This is a genomic window from Bacillus cereus group sp. BfR-BA-01316 (assembly GCF_022664195.1).
In the GTDB taxonomy this organism is placed as follows: Bacteria; Bacillota; Bacilli; order Bacillales; family Bacillaceae_G; genus Bacillus_A.
The window spans coordinates 198,615-215,808 of the sequence record NZ_JAKUGX010000002.1 but is presented as its reverse complement, the minus strand read 5'-3'; the positions used below and the strand labels follow the sequence as shown (position 1 = coordinate 215,808).

Here is a 17,194-nt window from a genome sequence, read left to right as displayed (position 1 = left end):
CACAAACAATGAGATTCATGTAGGAAGGCAACTCTATTTTTTTACGCTAATCGGGACTTATTATGACCTATAGGGACTTATAAGGGCCATGATAACAGAATAGGAGGAAATTTACATGGTAGTCAAAGAGAAAGCTGTAAATGAAATGCAAGAGGTAAAAGAGATGATTGATACATTAGTGAAGAACGGTCAAAAAGCTTTACAAGCATTAGAAGGTTTTACACAAGAGCAAATTGACAACATTGTTCATGAAATGGCGCTTGCAGGTGTTGATCAACATATGCCGCTTGCGAAGTTGGCTGTTGAAGAAACGGGTCGTGGTGTATATGAAGACAAATGTATTAAAAATATTTTTGCTACTGAATATATTTGGCATAGTATAAAGAAAGACAAAACGGTAGGAATTATTCATGAAGATCCTCATGAAGAAATAATAGAAATTGCGGAACCGGTTGGTGTAGTAGCTGGAGTAACGCCAGTAACGAATCCAACGTCGACAACGATGTTTAAAGCATTAATCGCGATAAAAACGAGAAATCCAATTATTTTCGCTTTCCATCCTTCTGCACAAAAATGTTCTATTGCAGCAGCGAAAACAGTATACGATGCTGCATTGAAGGCTGGTGCACCAAAGCACTGCATTCAATGGATTGACAGACCTTCTGTCGAAGCAACGAAACAATTAATGAATCATGAAGGTGTTGCGCTCGTTCTAGCAACTGGAGGAGCTGGTATGGTGAAATCAGCGTATTCTACTGGCAAACCAGCGTTAGGTGTAGGGCCAGGTAATGTACCATGTTACATAGAGAAATCGGCACATGTAAAACGTGCTGTTAATGATTTAATTTTATCGAAAACATTTGATAACGGTATGATTTGTGCATCTGAACAAGCTATCATTGTAGATAAGGAAATCTATGATGATGTTAAAACAGAAATGATAGCAAATAATTGTTACTTTGTAACAGAAGAAGAGAGAAAAGAGTTAGAAAAGCTTGTTATTAATGAAAACACATGTGCAGTAAATAGTGATATTGTTGGGAAATCAGCACAGTATATTGCCGAATTAGTAGGGATCACTGTACCTGAAGATACAAAAATGCTTGTAGCTGAAATTAAAGGGATCGGAGCAGCGTATCCACTATCTCGTGAAAAACTGAGTCCAGTATTAGCTTGTGTAAAAGCAAATTCATTAGAAGAAGGATTTACATATTGCGAAGAAATGTTGAATCTTGGTGGTTTAGGACATTCAGCAGTCATCCATTCTACAAATAAAGAAGTGCAAAAACAATTTGGTTTGCGTATGAAAGCTTGCCGTCTCATTGTAAATGCCCCTTCATCACAAGGTGGAATAGGTGATATATACAATGGGTTTATTCCATCACTTACACTTGGATGTGGTTCCTATGGGAAAAATTCAGTTTCCCAAAACGTAACAGCTACTCATTTATTAAATATAAAAAGGCTGGCAAATAGAAAAAAGAGTATGCAGTGGTTCAAATTACCACCAAAAATTTATTTTGAAAAACATGCTACAGCATATTTAGCAAACATGCCTAATATTTCACGCGCATTTATTGTAACGGATCCAGGAATGGTTGAGCATGGATATGTAGATACGGTCACGCACTATTTACGTAAACATGCAAGTGACGTGAAAGTCGAGGTTTTCTTCGAGGTTGAGCCAGATCCATCAGATGAAACTGTTTTTAAAGGTGCGGACATGATGAAAAGCTTTAAGCCAGATGTAATTATCGCACTTGGTGGTGGTTCAGCTATGGATGCAGCAAAAGGGATGTGGCTTTTCTATGAGCACCCAGAAACAACATTCTATGGAATTAAACAGAAATTTTTAGATATAAGAAAACGTACATGTAAGTATCCGAAATTGGGAAATAAAGCACAATTTGTTGCAATCCCAACAACATCAGGGACTGGATCAGAAGTGACGCCATTTGCAGTTATTACAGATAAGAAAAATAATATAAAATATCCGCTTGCTGATTATGAATTAACACCAGATGTAGCAATTGTTGATCCACAATTTGTCATGACAGTACCACCTCATGTAACAGCAGATACTGGCATGGACGTATTAACACATGCAATTGAAGCGTATGTGTCCGTTATGGCAAATGACTATACAGATGGTTTAGCATTAAAAGCAATTGATCTCGTATTTAAATATTTACCGAGAGCATATAAAGATGGAAATGATGAAGAAGCACGAGAAAAAATGCATAACGCTTCTGCAATCGCAGGGATGGCATTTGCTAATTCTTTCCTTGGTATTAATCATAGTTTAGCACATAAAATTGGACCGGAATTCCATATTCCACACGGACGTGCAAATGCAATCCTTATGCCGCATGTAGTCCGCTATAATGCTATTAAGCCAAGGAAACATGCATTGTTCCCAAAATATGAGCACTTTGTGGCAGATGAACGTTACGCACATATTGCGAGAATGCTCGGGCTTCCAGCAAGCTCAACAGCAGAAGGTGTGGAATCACTTATCCAATCAATTATTGCGCTTGGGAAAAAATTGAATATTAATATGAGTATCGCAGGACAAGGAGTCGCTAAAGAACAATTTGAAGCGGTTGTTGGAATATTAGCAGAAAGAGCGTTTGAAGATCAGTGTACAACAGCTAATCCAAAATTGCCGCTCACTTCAGAGCTACAAGAAGTCTATATGGAAGCGTATAAAGGCGTATAATAGATAAAAAAGAGCCGCATTTAAGCGGCTCTTTTTTACTTTGGAAAACATCTCCCAGTTTGGTTCTATTTACTTGTCTTTAAGCTTAATAGAATGTGATAAAGTGAGGAGGGGAGTGATAAAGAGATGAAAGAATTACAAGAAAAAATAGCAGATTATACTCGTTTCGGACAAGTACTTTTGTCTATAAGTACATTTTTAATGATCGGTTTATTAATTCCAAGTGGAGTCAAAAATATGGTGCAGTCTTTTGTTATGATGGGGAGTATTATTGTATTTTTAGTTCTTGCTTTTTTCTTCTTTAAGCGTGTTAGAACGATGCGTGACCAATTAGAGGAGAGCGAATATGAAGAAAATTGTTAAATAGGGCGCTACGAAAAGAAGAAATCTTTTTGTAGCGTTTTTTTATTTTTGTAGAAAATGTATGCGGTTTATATTGATAATGATAATCCTTATCAATTAAAGTAGAATAGTAGTCAATGATTATCATTATCAATTAGGGGTGAAAGAATGAAAAAATCCATTACACTGTTCACAGCGATCTTATCTATTTTTTTCTTATTAATAGGTTGCAGTGCAAAGGAAAACGAAAAAGCATCTGCAACAAAAACAGACAAAGGAACAGACAAAATCGAAATTACCGATCTCTCAGACAGAAAGGTAAAATTCAATAAAATTCCTGAAAGTTTTGCGACGTTAAGTATGGGCGATATGAATATTATCCATGCTTTAGGAGGGAAAATTGTCGGTCGTCCAGATGCAAAAATCTCCCTTCCAGAAGATTTGCAAAAAACGCAAGTAATTGGAAATACACATCAGCCAAACTTTGAACAAATTGCTAGTTTAAAGCCAGATGTACTTGTTGCTAATAATGGGTTCCAAAAAAATATTCCAACGGTTGAAGGGCAAGGTACAAAAGTTATAATTTCTTCAGCTAACTCTGTAAAAGACATTCAAAAGAGTATTGAAATGTATGGAACAGTAATGAAGAAAGACGATAAAGCAAAAGAGCTTAATCAAAAAATTAATGATCAAATGAAGAAATATGAGAAAAAGAGCGATATTAAAGCGTTGCTAGTTTATGGAGCACCAGGCACTTATTTAGCAGCATTACCAACATCTCTATCAGGGGATATTTTAGAAAAGACGGGCGGGAAAAATATCGCAGCTAGTTTTCCAGAAATGAAAGAGTATCCGCAATATGCACAGCTAAGTGTAGAACGTATTATTGAAGCAAATCCAGATGTGATTTATTTAATTACACATGGAGATCCCAATAGCGTGAAAAAAGCATTTGAAGGCGAAATGATGAAAAATGAAGCATGGAAAAATTTAGATGCAGTAAAACAAAATCGTGTTGTTATTTTACCACCAGATTTATTTGGATCAAATCCTGGAACAAAAGTGACAGAAGCGATGGACTTTATGTATAAAAGTATACAAGATGTAAGGAAATGATAGGTATGGAGAGTAGTGAAATAGTAAGAGAAAAGGAACATCCTTTTGCGAAGAAAAGATGGATAATAGCAGTTACTTTAGTCGTATTAACATTTCTAGGTCTTTTTTACGGTCTTTTTGCAGGGAGCTTATCTTTTTCTTTACGAGACATTATAGAGGGTATACAAGATGAAGGTTCGACAGTTCATCGAATTGTGTGGGATCTTCGCATACCGAGAGTGCTCGTTGGGTTTATAGTAGGAACGTGTTTAGCTACATCTGGAGCATTACTGCAAGGGGTTATGAGAAATCCTCTTGCAGACCCTGGAATTATTGGAGTTTCATCAGGAGCAGGCCTTGTAGCAATAATAATCATGATTTTATTTCCACAGCATATGGCATTTTTACCGCTAGGAGCTTTTTTAGGAGCTTTTATTACAGCAATGGTCATTTATGCTTTATCATGGCAAAAGGGGGCACCCGCTTCAAGAATCGTCCTCGTTGGTGTTTCGATAAATGCTTTAATCGGTGCAGCGACTTCAGCATTAATGTTATTACATAGCGACAAAGTGCAATCTGTTTTACCATGGTTAGCTGGTGGTATTGGCGGTGTGAGTTGGGCACATTTAAATATGATTATTTACTATGCGATATTCGCTATTATATTAGCTTTCTTCGGTATTAAACATATTCGAGTATTAATGCTTGGGGATGAAATGGCCAAATTATTAGGGTATAACGTGGAAAGAAGTCGGTTTTATTTAATAGTAGTAAGTACAATGTTAGCTGGAATAGCAGTTAGCGTTTCTGGTCTTATTGGATTTGTCGGTCTTGTTGTACCACATATGCTACGTTTATTAGTCGGAAATGATTATAGATATTTGCTGCCATTATCATGCCTTGGCGGAGGAATATTACTTGTTTTTGCAGATGCGATAGCTAGAAGTTGGTTTGATCCAATCGAATTACCAGTTGGTATTTTATTGTCCTTCTTAGGTGGTCCGTTCTTCTTATATTTAATTCATAGAGGAGGAAAACAACGTGCTTTCCGTTAAAGAAGTTTCTTACGCTCATTCAGAAAGATTTCAAATGAAAAATATGAATATACATATTAAAGCTGGAGAAATCGTTAGTTTAATTGGCCCAAATGGATCGGGGAAATCTACTTTACTTCGCTTAATGGCAAGGCTACTTAATCCAAGTGTAGGAGGAATCGTTTTAGATGGGAAAAATATTTATACGATGAAGAGTGCTGATGTAGCAAAGCAATTAGCAATGTTACCACAAATGCATGATCATCAATTAGATTTAACAGTGAAAGAACTAATAGAGTTTGGAAGAGGGCCCCATAAATCATGGAGCAGTCGCTTAAATAAAGAAGATGAAGAAATTGTTGACTGGGCATTATCTGTTACAAAGCTTGAAGGGTATGAATATCGTCTTTTACAATCCTTATCAGGAGGAGAAAGGCAACGTGCTTGGATTGCAATGACGCTTGCACAACGCACAAATGTCTTACTATTAGATGAACCAACAACCTTTTTAGATATCGTTCATCAGTTAGAAGTAATGGAACTTGTTAAACGATTAAACGAAGAGTTTGGTATGACGATTGTAATGGTTTTACATGATATTAACCAAGCGGCTCAATATAGCAATCGTTTACTCGTATTAAAACAAGGGGAAATACATTATGATGGCGTACCAGAAGAAGTATTATGTCATCAAATGTTTCAGCGTGTATTTGGAATTGAAGTTGATATATTCCAAGGGAGTGACAAGCCATTTTTTACACCGAAACGAATTTGTGAAAAGGGAGAAGAGCGATGCAAACAGAGGAACGTATTACCGCTGAATTAGTAAGAGAATTTGTTATGGCAGCTCACGGAGATTTAGAAATAGTACAGGAGCTTTTGGCCGAATCACCTAGCTTACTTCATGCTTCTTATAATTGGGGCGGCTCAGATTGGGAAAGTGCCTTAGGAGCAGCGGCACATGTAGGTCGTAAAGATATTGCTCTTTATTTACTAGAAAAGGGAGCTCGGATGGATATTTTTGCAGCGGCTATGCTTGGGGAACTTGAAGTCGTACAAGCTATTTTAGTAGTACAACCAGAAGCATTATTTGCACCTGGCCCGCATGGCATCTCGCTACTTCAACATGCCTGCATGGGTGGAGAAAAAGCTCAGCGTGTATTTGAATACTTAACAGTGCTTTCTTAATGACCGCAAAAGTTCTTATGTGCGGTAAACTTTCCACTCAAAAGATTGGAAGGTTTACCGCCCGTTAGAACGGGATAAGTATCTAGTATATATGAAAATCCTACACCCCCTCAATTGTAGTTTTCTTAATACTAGTTATGATATGGATGCAGTAGACACTCTTTTGTCTACTGCTTTTTTTTGATATAATACACCTTTATAAGATTGAATTTTCTTTCTTTTTGAAACCTTTCTTGATATGAATTATTCAACACTTACGTAGTTTGAAATATATAGTTATGTAATGAGGTTCAAAATGATGGGAGTGAATAAAAGGATGTTCCATACAGATCGCTTACAATTTCGCAAATATACAATGGATGATTTACCATTTTATGCTTCTTTATGGGGGGATGAGAAGGTAATGCGCTATATTGGAAATGGAACGTTAAAAACATATATGCAATGTAAAAAAAGTTTGGAGGAGAGGGTACTTCCAAATTATAAAAATGGTCTCGGTTTATTTGTAATGATTGAAAGGGAAACAGGGATACGAATTGGTCATGCAGGGCTTGTCAAGCAGAAGGTAGATGGAAAGGAGGAAATTGAGATTGGCTATTGGCTACTTCCTAAGTATTGGGGGAAAGGGTATGCGAAAGAGGCTGCGGCAGCATTTCGAGACTATGGTTTTCAAGCATTACAGATGAATAAATTAATTTCACTTATTAATCCGAACCACCCAGCTTCAATATTTGTTGCTAGAAAAACAGGGCTTAGTTATGAGAAAACAACCTCATTTCATGAGATGGATGTTCTCGTTTATTCCATTAAGCGGGTTGGATGAAAAAGGTGAATTACATTTTTTGGAGAATGGTATATAAAAAATAAAGGAGGGATTACATGTATATTTATCATAATGGACTAATTATTCGTGAAGGAACGAACGGTGTACCAGCATATGCGATTAAGACATTATTTGAAGATGCTGGCTGGAGTAATGATAATATCCCTTCTTGGCAAATTGAAAAGTTTACGATTGCATTTGAAAATTCAACATGGGCTTTCACAATTTGGGATGAAGAAGAAATGGTCGCGATGGTTAGAGTGATTTCTGATCAAATCATGGTTGCTAACATAGTAAATTTAGTTGTGAAGTGTGAGTATAGGGGAAAAGGGTTAGGTAAGAAACTTGTAGCACTTTGTTTACAAAAGCTTCCGCATGGCGATTGGTTTGCGCATACATCCGCTAACAATTTTGATTTTTATAGAAGTTGTGGCTTTGAAGTAAGAGAGTTATCAAGAAATGGAACATGTGCGTATTATGGGTATCAAGTGGCAAAAAAGGATGGGCATCGATAAAATTATAAGGTAGTGAAGAAAAAGGATCGCTAGTTTAATAATATAAACTGAACTGAGACTTATTTTGTGATAAAATAAAAGAAAATTCAGTTTATTAAACGGGGGATAAAAATGAATGTAAAAGTTGGGGATGTATTTAAATACGAAAGAAGGTTTACCGAGGAAGAAGTTTTTGAATTTGCAAATATTACAGGCGATAAAGGTAGACATCATATGGAATATGATGAGAATGGACGATTAATGGTTCATGGTCTATTGACTGCTAGCATTGGTACGAAAGTAGGAGAAGAGTTACATTACATAGCGAGGGAATTAGTAAGTGAGTTCATTAGACCAGTTTTTACAGGTGATACGATTACTTGTGAATTAACATTAACAAATATTGAGCAAATGGAAGGATATAAAAAAGTTTCAATTGAGTCAGTTTATCGCAATCAACATGAAAAGACCGTACTAGTTGGGACAAGTTATGGAATTATAAGGGAATAAAAAAGAAGCCTGTTACGAAACAGGCTTCTTTTTTATCAATTAGTAAACTCGTTTTCGATTTTCCGCATGACTAGAGATAAGTAATAGCGCAGATTCCTCACCTATATTACGAACAATATGAGGAACGCATGCATTCCAGGAGAAAGAATCACCTTCTTCTACAATTGCAATATCTTCACCATGTTGAACTTCTAGTTTTCCGCGTAATACAAGATGACACTCTTCGCCTTCATGAGCATTTGGCGAGTTTTCTTTCGGGAATCCGGCAGAAATTTCTACGAGATTTAGGCGAAGGCCACCTTGCTCCGCAACATGCTCAATTCTTTGTTCATCTTTTCCATACACACTGTATTTACGCTCTTCTTTTTTTACAATTTTCAAACGATCTTTTTGTTCTAACAATAAATATGGAAGGGGAACATTTAAAAAATTAGCGATCATTTCTAAAGTTGAGATAGATGGTGATGTTTTATTGTTTTCAACCTGACTCATAAAGCCTTTAGAAAGACCTGTTCCTTCACAAATTTGGGCAATCGTAATTCCTCTACGTTGACGAATTTCACGAATCGCAGAACCGATATTCATAAAATCATGCTCCTTTTTGTAAACAACTATTTGTATCATAGCAAAAAAAAAATATTTTTTCTCATGAAAAATGAATTGACGAATAAAAATAATTAGTGTATGTTTTGTAATGTGAATAAAAGTTTTGTATAACAAAACTGTAAAGGAGAGAAAGAAATGAATCAACATATTGGTAACTTAATTATTCGTATCGTGTTAGGGGTAACGTTCTTTATGCACGGTTTAACAAAATTCCAATCGGGAATTGACAATATTGCAGGGTGGTTCACAAGCATTGGTTTACCAGGAGGACTTGCATACGGTGTAGCAACAGTGGAATTAGTTGGTGGTCTATTGTTAATTCTAGGTTTAGGTGTAAGATATATTGGATTATTATTTGCACTTGTTATGGTTGGAGCAATTGTAAAAGTGAAATGGTCAGCTGGTTTATTAGGAGATGGAAAAAATCCTGGCTTCGAATTAGAACTTGCATTGTTAGCGATGGGTGCGTACTTATTTGTTGCGAAAGCTGATGGTTTTGTAGATAATTTCTTAAAAGAGAAAATGTCAAAGAAGAACTAATTTAAATGGGGGTATAACAAGATGAGCTTTCAACTTCATCCCGAAACAACACTTGGTGTTGTTCATTTATACGTATCAAATATAAAGAAATCACTAGAGTTTTATACAGAAGTATTAAGTATGAAAGTGCTAAAAGAAGAGGAAACAGTCGTTACATTTGGGAATGAAAATGAAGAACCACTCCTTATCATTGAAGAAAAGAAAGAAGCTTTACCAAAGCAAAGAGGGAGAACAGGGTTATATCATTACGCAATTTTATTACCAAACAGACAGGACTTAGCGAACATTCTTCGTCATCTTGTAGAGATGGTATATCCACTGCACGGCGGAGCCGACCATTACTTTAGTGAAGCTCTTTATTTAGCTGATCCAGATGGAAACGGGATTGAAATTTATCATGATCGCCAAAAAGAAGTTTGGCGTGATGAGAATGGAGAGCTACCATTTGTTAGTAACCCATTAGCTGGTGAAGAATTATTGCAGCAAGGAAGTACATGGAACGGCTTCCCAGTTGGTACTGTGATGGGGCATATTCATTTCCATGCAGCTGACTTAGAAGAAGCGAAACGCTTCTATGTCGATGGTTTAGGTTTTGATGTAACGATCCCAGCTCGTAATGGAGCGTTGTTCGTATCAGCTGGTGGTTATCATCACCATATCGGTTTAAATACATGGCAAGGTGAAGGGATACCACCGCAAATGCCAAATTCCGTTGGCTTAAAATATTTCACAATTATACTAGCAGATGAAAAACAAAAAGAGCAAGTGTGTGAAAGCTTAAAATATATTGGCGTAGTTGCTACGTATAAAGATGGAATATTACAGGCCAAGGATCCGTTTGGACATTGTATACATTTTAAAGTAAAAGGAGAAGCCTAATTAAAGGCTTCTCTTTTTTTACTTTCTTATAATAGCTTTTTCATTTTGTAAAAATAGTTCATCAAATTGTTTTGCAAGATCAAAGTCTAGTTTTGTTAAGCCTTTTGCATTCCATGATGACAAAGTAATAATGACTGCTTTATACTGGATAAGGATAAATGGGTGGTGATTATGATCTTCTGATAGTTTGGCGGCTTCAGAGACAAATTCGACTCCTTTTAAGTAGTCGGAAAACATATATTTTCTTTCAATCCATTTTTCATCTTTCACTACCCATTTATCTAACTTCGCTAATTCCTCATGTACTTCTTCGTCAGTTAATCGTAGCATCATTTTTCACATCCTTTATTGGAAGTAATGCAAGCCCGTTAGTAATAAGGCGTGTTACAGCTTCGTCAGTTGTGAAAGTAGAAAGTTGCTTTAATAAAACTGTTGATGTTTCGTGTCCTTTGTTATGCTCTAAAAGCAATTCTAAAATTTCAAGACGAAGCAACCATTCTTTCGGATAAAATGTATTTAATACTTCTTGAATTGCTATTAATTGATCGACATGTGCGTCGTGTAAAATACCTTCACCTCGAATATCTCGAACTGTTTGATACATATGTTCAAGTTCATTCAGTACAAGTGGAGCAGGAATTTCTTGTACTTCTTCATCCAATGGGAAAAATGCTGCTGCATCTGCGGCACCTGGGAATACGGAAGTAATTGCTGAACCAACAGCCATATCAAATGCGCCCCATGAAGCATCAAATAATAAACGGTCTTTATAAGTAACTGTACAATCTATAAAGGAGATAAGAGCAATTTTCTTATCGCTTTTTACGATATCTGTTACTGTTCCTTTTACATGAATCCCACTTGCAAAAGTAAACTCTGCACTATTTCCAATTATAATGCCTAATGACTGTAACTTTTCTTCTGTACAATCTTCTAATGCGATATTACCATCTAGTAATCCGACCGGTGTACCAAATCCATCTTTGTGTACAGATGTAGAGTGATTCACCAATTGTTTATGATTAATTGCTAATGCAGTTGGTGTATTTGTTCTCATGTAAATGACTTCACCAGTATCATTTTTAATTGTCTCTGTAAATGTACCGGTAATTTGTAATCCGCTACTTAGCTCAGTTGTAGCATGGTTTTCGGAGCGAATTGCTTTTTCTAATCCTTCTGTGCCACCTGTTTTGAATGCCATCGTTTCAGAGAACTTCTCAAGTGCCTCAGTCAACTCTTCAAATGATTCACAAACAAAGAGCTGTGGCTGCATTTTTGTCACGTCATAAGTTGTCCCTGTGCAAGCTTCAATTGAGAATGGAACTTTTTCTACAGCATCTGTTAAGCAATGCTTGCTTTCACCAACAGAAGAAAGGAGACCAGCACCGTAGATTTTTGGATCGTCTATATTTCCAATCAATCCGTATTCCACTGTCCACCAGAAAAGACGTGAAATTTGTTCTGCTTCTGATAAACCAGAAACTAAGTTTTGTTTTTCGATTACAGTATTTTCAGCAACTGCAACTTCTTCAGGTGTAGAAGTCGGGCTTTCTTTTACAATCGTTAATGTACGAACAGCTTCAAAAGCCTCATGTTCTTCTTTTGTTGAGAAAGCTTTCGCTCCAATTTGTCCAAAGCGCTTCACATATTTTGCATATGTAGAATCAAGTAAAATCGGTGCGTGTCCTGCTGCTTCATGAACGATATCAGGAGCAGGTGTATACTCGATATTTTCTACTTTACGAATATCTGTTGCGATTGGTAGTAATCCGTGCCCCTGAAAATCGAAGAATGCTACGCCGGGAATAAGTCCGTCAATCGTTACAGCTCCCCAGCCGCTTGGTGCTAAGCAGTCATTCATTTCTTCTACTTTTGGAATTGCATCTATATTAATACCAGATGATTGTAGTCCGTTAACATAGGATGGATGAGCAACATCTTTTAAAAAGCTATGGTTTTGTCTCATAATATAACGCCAAACAGCGTGATTCACCGGCGTGTATTGATCATAATGCTGTGTGGATACGAATGGTTTTAAATGTGATGGAATTTCTGTTTTCTTTGTCATTTAGACATCCTCCTTTTTCTCTATAAAAATGAATACCGGTTCGTATAGATTGCACCACCTCCTTTTATAATTGTAAGCGCTTATAAAATTTTATCATAAGATTCGGAATTATTTAACATTTGTTTCTGTGAGAAATAGAAAAAGCCCCTATCGGAAAATCCGATAGGGGCGAAAAAATCGCGGTACCACCCTATTTGTAAGCGGAAAATATACTTACATCTCAATTAATGATAACGGAAAAACTCCGTCTTTTCCTTCATGCGTACAAGCACTACGAAAAAGAAGCTCCAGAATTGTAATTCGTACTTATATATGTGCTAATTTCCACCGACCACTAGCTCTCTGTAACAGGGATATAATATACTACTGCGATTCTTTCAACGCGTATATATGAAATTGTATAAAAGGGAAGGACGCAAAAAAGCCCCTATCGGAAAATCCGATAGGGACGATAAAAATCGCGGTACCACCCTAATTGTAAACAGAAAAATTGTTTACCACTCACTTTAAGATAACGGAAAAATCCGTCTTTCTCTTCATGCATTATGTGCACTACGGGAAAGAAGCTCCAGAATTGTAATTCACGCTTGTATGTGTACTGATTCGCACCAACCATCAGTTCTCTGAAACAGGGATATAAGTCGCTACTAGTATTCCTTCAAAGCCGATATATAATTCGTTCAACTAAACTATGTTTTGTATTATAAAACTATATTTAAAAGCTTGTCAACAATAATTTTATTATTTCACTTCTAAATCAACGTTTAAATCAGATTTATTTCCAGCTGCATCAGTTGCTACAATGTGAATTGTATTCTTTCCTTGTTGTAATTGACTACGATCGAAATAAATGTCATAGTTTTTCTCCCATGGGTTCAGGAATGCGTTCTCCCATGGGTTCAGGAATGCGTTCTCCCATACGCCATTTCCATTAATTTCATACTGTATCGTTACTGGATGTCCTGGAGCAACCCATCCGGATTCTGTCATCCAATCTAAAAGTATATCATCTACTTTACCTCTAATTACGAGGTTTTCTTGATCAACTTCGTGTGTTAATTTCGGTGCAGTGCGGTCGACAAACACAGCTCCTGTTTGTTTCGTCTCTCCTCCAGAATTAGAAGCAACAGCTTCGATTTGGTATAAGCCATCAGGTAGAGGGGATCCATCAGTTTTTGTACCATTCCATTTGAAAGATTTATAACCAGGTGTTTCGTTTTTACCTTGATACACCATACCTTGATATGTCACTCGGTCTTTCGTAATTAAATTAGCATGAAACGTTACATCTTCAACTGGTGTAACTAAATAGTAATTGATCAGGTTGTCATCTAGTATCCTGTCATTATTTGGACTGAAAGTAGAATTAACGATTTCAAGGCCGTCAATACGTTTGTATTCTTTCGGATCAATGCTAAATGTAAATGGAATACGCATTTCTTCAGTCTTCCCTTGCTCTTTTACATATAGATTTCCTGTATATACACCTTGTGGTAAGGAGCTATCTACAGTAATAGTAAAAGGCTTTTCGATGTTACTATTCGGTTTAATGCTAATAGAAGAAGGGAAAGAAGTCTGGACTTTTGTTTTTGTATCTAGTAATTCAATGCGAGTTGAAAAGTTTTTCTTTTTGTTAGAAAGATTTTGTAGCGTAATATTTTGTGTTAGTTTTACTTTGCCGCTATTAGGTTTAATAAGGCCAAAACTTACATTGTTTGGTTTCACTAGTGCGTCTGCTTGGGCTGCTTTTGGAATGTTAATTAAACCAGATCCTTGTGCCATGACAGGATATGTATTTTCATTGACATCCTTTAATGTTTTTGCAGTATTGGCAAGAGATGCTTTTAATTGTTCTGTCGTCCAATCAGGATGCATTTGACGCAATAGAGCAATCGCTCCTGTTACTTGCGGCGCAGCCATACTTGTCCCATTATGAGATTCATAGCCACCTCTTGGTACTGTACTAGTAATTTGTACTCCAGGTGCAACAATATCAGGCTTTATTAGCCAACTGCCTTGTGATGGTCCTCTTGAACTAAAGTTACCAATAAGTTCGTTTTGCTTTGGTTGTCCAATTTTTATATTTTTCTTTCGTTTTATAATTAAAGTTTTTAACTCTTCGCCATTTGTATTTGATAACTGCATTACTGGAACAGCTAGATTTTCACGTGCAAAATATTCTGGCATAATATTAATTTCTTTTTCGTTAGAAATTAATAACACACCGAGAGCGCCGGCTTGTTTCGCTTGCTCTGCTTTTACTAACGTGCTTGAAGTTCCTTGTAAGACAAGGGCGAACTTACCTTTCACATCTTGTTTAGCATAATCACTCGGATTACCGTAGCCAACATATACAAGCTGAGCATCGTTGCCTACTTGGAAATCGGATTTTGATAACGGTAACCCTTGATAAGATTTATTAGAACCAGCTACTTGGAATGTTGGAAATGGAATAGAAACTGTAGATGCTCCAACAGAGATGACACTACTTGCATTACCAGGAGCATCAACAGACCAAGGTTTTGGCCCGTCATTTCCATTTGAAACGACTGCAGTAACACCAAGTTTCGCTGCACGCTCTAACGTCATTGTTACAGGTTGATCAGGTACATTCAAATCTTGACCGAGAGATAGATTTAAAACATCGGCACCATCTTGAATAGCGCGCTCAATACCTTGAAGAATATCTTCGGTCGTACCAGTACCATCGTCATTCATAACACGATAGGCTAGAATAGAAGCGTTTGGAGCAACGCCTTTAACTTTTCCATTACCAGCAATAATTCCAGCTACATGGGTACCATGTACGTTACCGTCCATTGGATCGTTATCTTCATCGACTGTGTCATATCCACCAATATAATTTGCTTTTAAGTCAGGGTGCGTATAGTCTACACCTGAATCGATAATAGCTACTTTCATCCCTTTTCCATCAAGAGGTTTGCCAGAGGGATCTTTTAAATTCCATGCTTCAGGTGCACCAATTGTCGGTCCGCCGATATTTGGTGCTTCTTCGTTAGTAGCGCTTTTTGATGTTTCATGTAATTTATATGTTAAGTTCGGATAAATTGCTTTTACTTCAGGTAAAGCAGCTAAAGCAGCAATTTGATCTCCTGGGATAGAAATAGAGAATCCAGAAAATAACGTACTATACGTTTCTTTTATCGTTGCCTTCGGTGCTTTTTCTTTAATTTTCTTTGTTGTATCCTCTTGCGCCTTTTTTAGTTGAGCATGGTATGATTGCACATTGCTATTTTTTAGGTCCGGAGCATGCTGCAATTCTACAATGACTGAAATTTCTTTTGATGTTTTTGTTTCAACATTTTGCGCGATTTTGTTTTCTCCCCATTGTTCAATATTCGCTTTTAACTGTGGACTAAATTGCTTCTCTTTTTGCAGTGACTCAGCATGGGCGCTTAAAGCTCCAAAACTCGAAAAGACGAGCGCCATACTTAATAGTGTAGATGTAGTTTTCTTCATTGAAACTCCCTCTAATAAAAAGTGTCAATTTTCTGAAAATAAATATTACATTTTCGTCGTTAATTATAGGAACGAATGTATAGTTTTCACATATTGTAGGTGGAAAGTGAGGAATGCTATGAGGGAAATGGAGGGGTGTTATGAAAAGGCTCATAGTAAGTGGTAACGTATTGTTGTTCATGTTTTTATGTTCAGTTACTATTACTAGCGCAGAAAATAATGGAGTGAAAGTTGCTTTTATTCGTAATCATAATCTATGGATTAAAGTCGGTGAGAAAGAAAAACAAATTACAAAAGGAGAGTACATAACAGGGCCGAAATGGTCACATAATGGAGAATGGCTTGCATATGCAAAAGGAAAGAAGCGGAATCATTTGGAACTGTATCGGCTGAAAGATGGAAAGAAAGTTACACCATCTCAATCAGAAGCATCGAATTATCAATGGTCACCAACAGAGAATATAATTGCCTTTGTATTTGCACGGACATTAAATATATTTGATGCTGAAAAAAAGAAAGCAGATTTTGAAAATGTAGCCAATGGTGTAGGTGATTATGCATGGTATCCTGATGGTAAGAAGTTTCTTGTATCATCAGAAGCGTACTTGCTTCCAACAGGATGGACAGGTGCTCAGTTATATGAAATACAAAAGGATGCAAATATGAATCCTCATAAGATGAAACATTTATATGCACTACCGAATGAGCATGATGACTTTTTAGCATTAGTTGGAAGTGGATTTAAGTGGTCACCAAATCAAAAATGGATTTCGTTTTTGGCAGTACCAACAGCTTCTTTGTCAGCGGATAGTAATACACTTTGCTTAATTCGATCAGATGGCAGTCGTTTTGAAAATGTAGATCAAATGTTATTAAACACACAATGGTTCAAATGGGCGCCATCAAAAAATATATTAGCCTATATTGAAGGAAGCGGGAGAGTTGCTTTAGAGAATAAGCATTTAAAAATAAAAGAATTGCCGGCTCTCCAGCAAAATACATTTACTCCAAAAGGCTATGTTGATTGGGATTTCACATGGAAGAACGATAATATAATTATCGTTTCAGGGGCAAAGGAAGCAGAGCTATCGGTCCCTCTAGAAAAAAGACCACTACCATCTTTATATGAAGTAAATAGTATAAACGATGAACAACATCAAATTACAAAGCCATCAAATAGCCAAGGCGATTATAGCCCTATTTTTATTAAGAAGAGCAACCAATTAATGTGGCTCCGTTCAAATCGTAAGAAAGCTGATGTATGGCTTGCTCATAACGATGGAAAACATGAAAAGAAGTGGATTGAAAATATAGATGTACCAGAGTGGTATTATGAGAAATGGAATTGGGAAGATGTCGTTTCGGTTAAAGACGAGTAAAAAACCCTGCCTAAAATATAATTTTTAGGCAAGGTTT

Annotated in this window: 16 protein-coding genes and 2 other annotated features; of the genes, 12 read left to right on the top strand and 4 right to left on the bottom strand. The window is 36.6% G+C overall.

The genetic code is table 11. The annotated features are described in order from the left end of the window. The first annotated feature begins 115 nt into the window (after positions 1–115). From adhE to MR071_RS02790, 9 genes are all read left to right on the top strand, one after another. Positions 116–2,719 carry a bifunctional acetaldehyde-CoA/alcohol dehydrogenase gene (adhE, locus tag MR071_RS02830; protein WP_242234805.1) on the top strand — a complete coding sequence of 868 codons (2,604 nt, stop codon included), beginning with the start codon at positions 116–118 and terminating at the stop codon, positions 2,717–2,719. Between the two features lie 126 nt (positions 2,720–2,845). Continuing rightward, positions 2,846–3,082, top strand: coding sequence for a YrhC family protein (locus tag MR071_RS02825; RefSeq protein ID WP_105584427.1), 237 nt, complete (start codon positions 2,846–2,848; stop codon positions 3,080–3,082). Positions 3,083–3,229: 147 nt separating this feature from the next. After that, on the top strand, positions 3,230–4,177 hold the full coding sequence (locus MR071_RS02820; protein ID WP_242234803.1) for an ABC transporter substrate-binding protein: 948 nt from the start codon (positions 3,230–3,232) through the stop codon (positions 4,175–4,177). Between the two features lie 5 nt (positions 4,178–4,182). Then, positions 4,183–5,211 carry a FecCD family ABC transporter permease gene (locus MR071_RS02815; protein ID WP_142395747.1) on the top strand — a complete coding sequence of 343 codons (1,029 nt, stop codon included), beginning with the start codon at positions 4,183–4,185 and terminating at the stop codon, positions 5,209–5,211. Further along, complete coding sequence (locus tag MR071_RS02810; RefSeq protein ID WP_242234802.1) at positions 5,198–6,016, top strand: ABC transporter ATP-binding protein; 819 nt, start codon at positions 5,198–5,200, stop codon at positions 6,014–6,016. The genes MR071_RS02815 and MR071_RS02810 overlap by 14 nt, the downstream gene beginning before the upstream one ends. Continuing rightward, the gene (locus MR071_RS02805) at positions 5,983–6,378 is read left to right on the top strand and encodes an ankyrin repeat domain-containing protein (protein WP_242234799.1); all 396 of its coding nucleotides are present in this window, start codon (positions 5,983–5,985) and stop codon (positions 6,376–6,378) included. The genes MR071_RS02810 and MR071_RS02805 overlap by 34 nt, the downstream gene beginning before the upstream one ends. 295 nt (positions 6,379–6,673) lie before the next feature. Continuing rightward, a complete protein-coding gene (locus MR071_RS02800; protein WP_105584431.1) occupies positions 6,674–7,201 on the top strand; it encodes a GNAT family N-acetyltransferase in 528 nt (175 codons plus the stop codon). Between the two features lie 56 nt (positions 7,202–7,257). Beyond that, positions 7,258–7,716 (top strand): GNAT family N-acetyltransferase, encoded by a 459-nt coding sequence (locus tag MR071_RS02795; RefSeq protein ID WP_002111948.1) that lies wholly within the window; start codon positions 7,258–7,260, stop codon positions 7,714–7,716. Positions 7,717–7,827: 111 nt separating this feature from the next. Next, entirely contained in the window at positions 7,828–8,205 is a 378-nt protein-coding gene (locus MR071_RS02790; RefSeq protein ID WP_002160412.1) for a hotdog family protein, read from the top strand. Between the two features lie 39 nt (positions 8,206–8,244). Here MR071_RS02790 and MR071_RS02785 read toward each other — a convergent pair whose 3' ends face one another. Continuing rightward, a complete protein-coding gene (locus tag MR071_RS02785; RefSeq protein WP_002111946.1) occupies positions 8,245–8,790 on the bottom strand; it encodes a helix-turn-helix domain-containing protein in 546 nt (181 codons plus the stop codon). Positions 8,791–8,946: 156 nt separating this feature from the next. Between MR071_RS02785 and MR071_RS02780 the strand changes: the two genes are divergently transcribed. Both MR071_RS02780 and MR071_RS02775 read left to right on the top strand, forming a co-directional pair. Continuing rightward, positions 8,947–9,351, top strand: a complete 405-nt coding sequence (locus tag MR071_RS02780) for a DoxX family protein (protein WP_001071557.1) — start codon at positions 8,947–8,949, stop codon at positions 9,349–9,351. Positions 9,352–9,372: 21 nt separating this feature from the next. Continuing rightward, complete coding sequence (locus MR071_RS02775; protein WP_105584432.1) at positions 9,373–10,230, top strand: VOC family protein; 858 nt, start codon at positions 9,373–9,375, stop codon at positions 10,228–10,230. A gap of 18 nt (positions 10,231–10,248) precedes the next feature. On the opposite strand, the gene MR071_RS02770 is transcribed toward MR071_RS02775, so the two are convergent. The 3 genes from MR071_RS02770 to MR071_RS02760 all read right to left on the bottom strand — a co-directional run bounded on the left by MR071_RS02770 (position 10,249) and on the right by MR071_RS02760 (position 15,778). Continuing rightward, complete coding sequence (locus MR071_RS02770) at positions 10,249–10,563, bottom strand: 4a-hydroxytetrahydrobiopterin dehydratase (protein WP_105584433.1); 315 nt, start codon at positions 10,561–10,563, stop codon at positions 10,249–10,251. Further along, complete coding sequence (locus MR071_RS02765; protein WP_105584434.1) at positions 10,544–12,298, bottom strand: aromatic amino acid hydroxylase; 1,755 nt, start codon at positions 12,296–12,298, stop codon at positions 10,544–10,546. The genes MR071_RS02770 and MR071_RS02765 overlap by 20 nt, the downstream gene beginning before the upstream one ends. Before the next feature lie 161 nt (positions 12,299–12,459). Then, positions 12,460–12,688, bottom strand: a binding site (T-box leader). A 51-nt stretch (positions 12,689–12,739) separates the two neighbouring features. Then, positions 12,740–12,969: a binding site (T-box leader), on the bottom strand. Between the two features lie 70 nt (positions 12,970–13,039). Further along, entirely contained in the window at positions 13,040–15,778 is a 2,739-nt protein-coding gene (locus tag MR071_RS02760) for a S8 family peptidase (protein WP_242234797.1), read from the bottom strand. 140 nt (positions 15,779–15,918) lie between these two features. Between MR071_RS02760 and MR071_RS02755 the strand changes: the two genes are divergently transcribed. Further along, the gene (locus MR071_RS02755) at positions 15,919–17,157 is read left to right on the top strand and encodes a TolB family protein (RefSeq protein WP_105584436.1); all 1,239 of its coding nucleotides are present in this window, start codon (positions 15,919–15,921) and stop codon (positions 17,155–17,157) included. Positions 17,158–17,194: the final 37 nt, after the last annotated feature.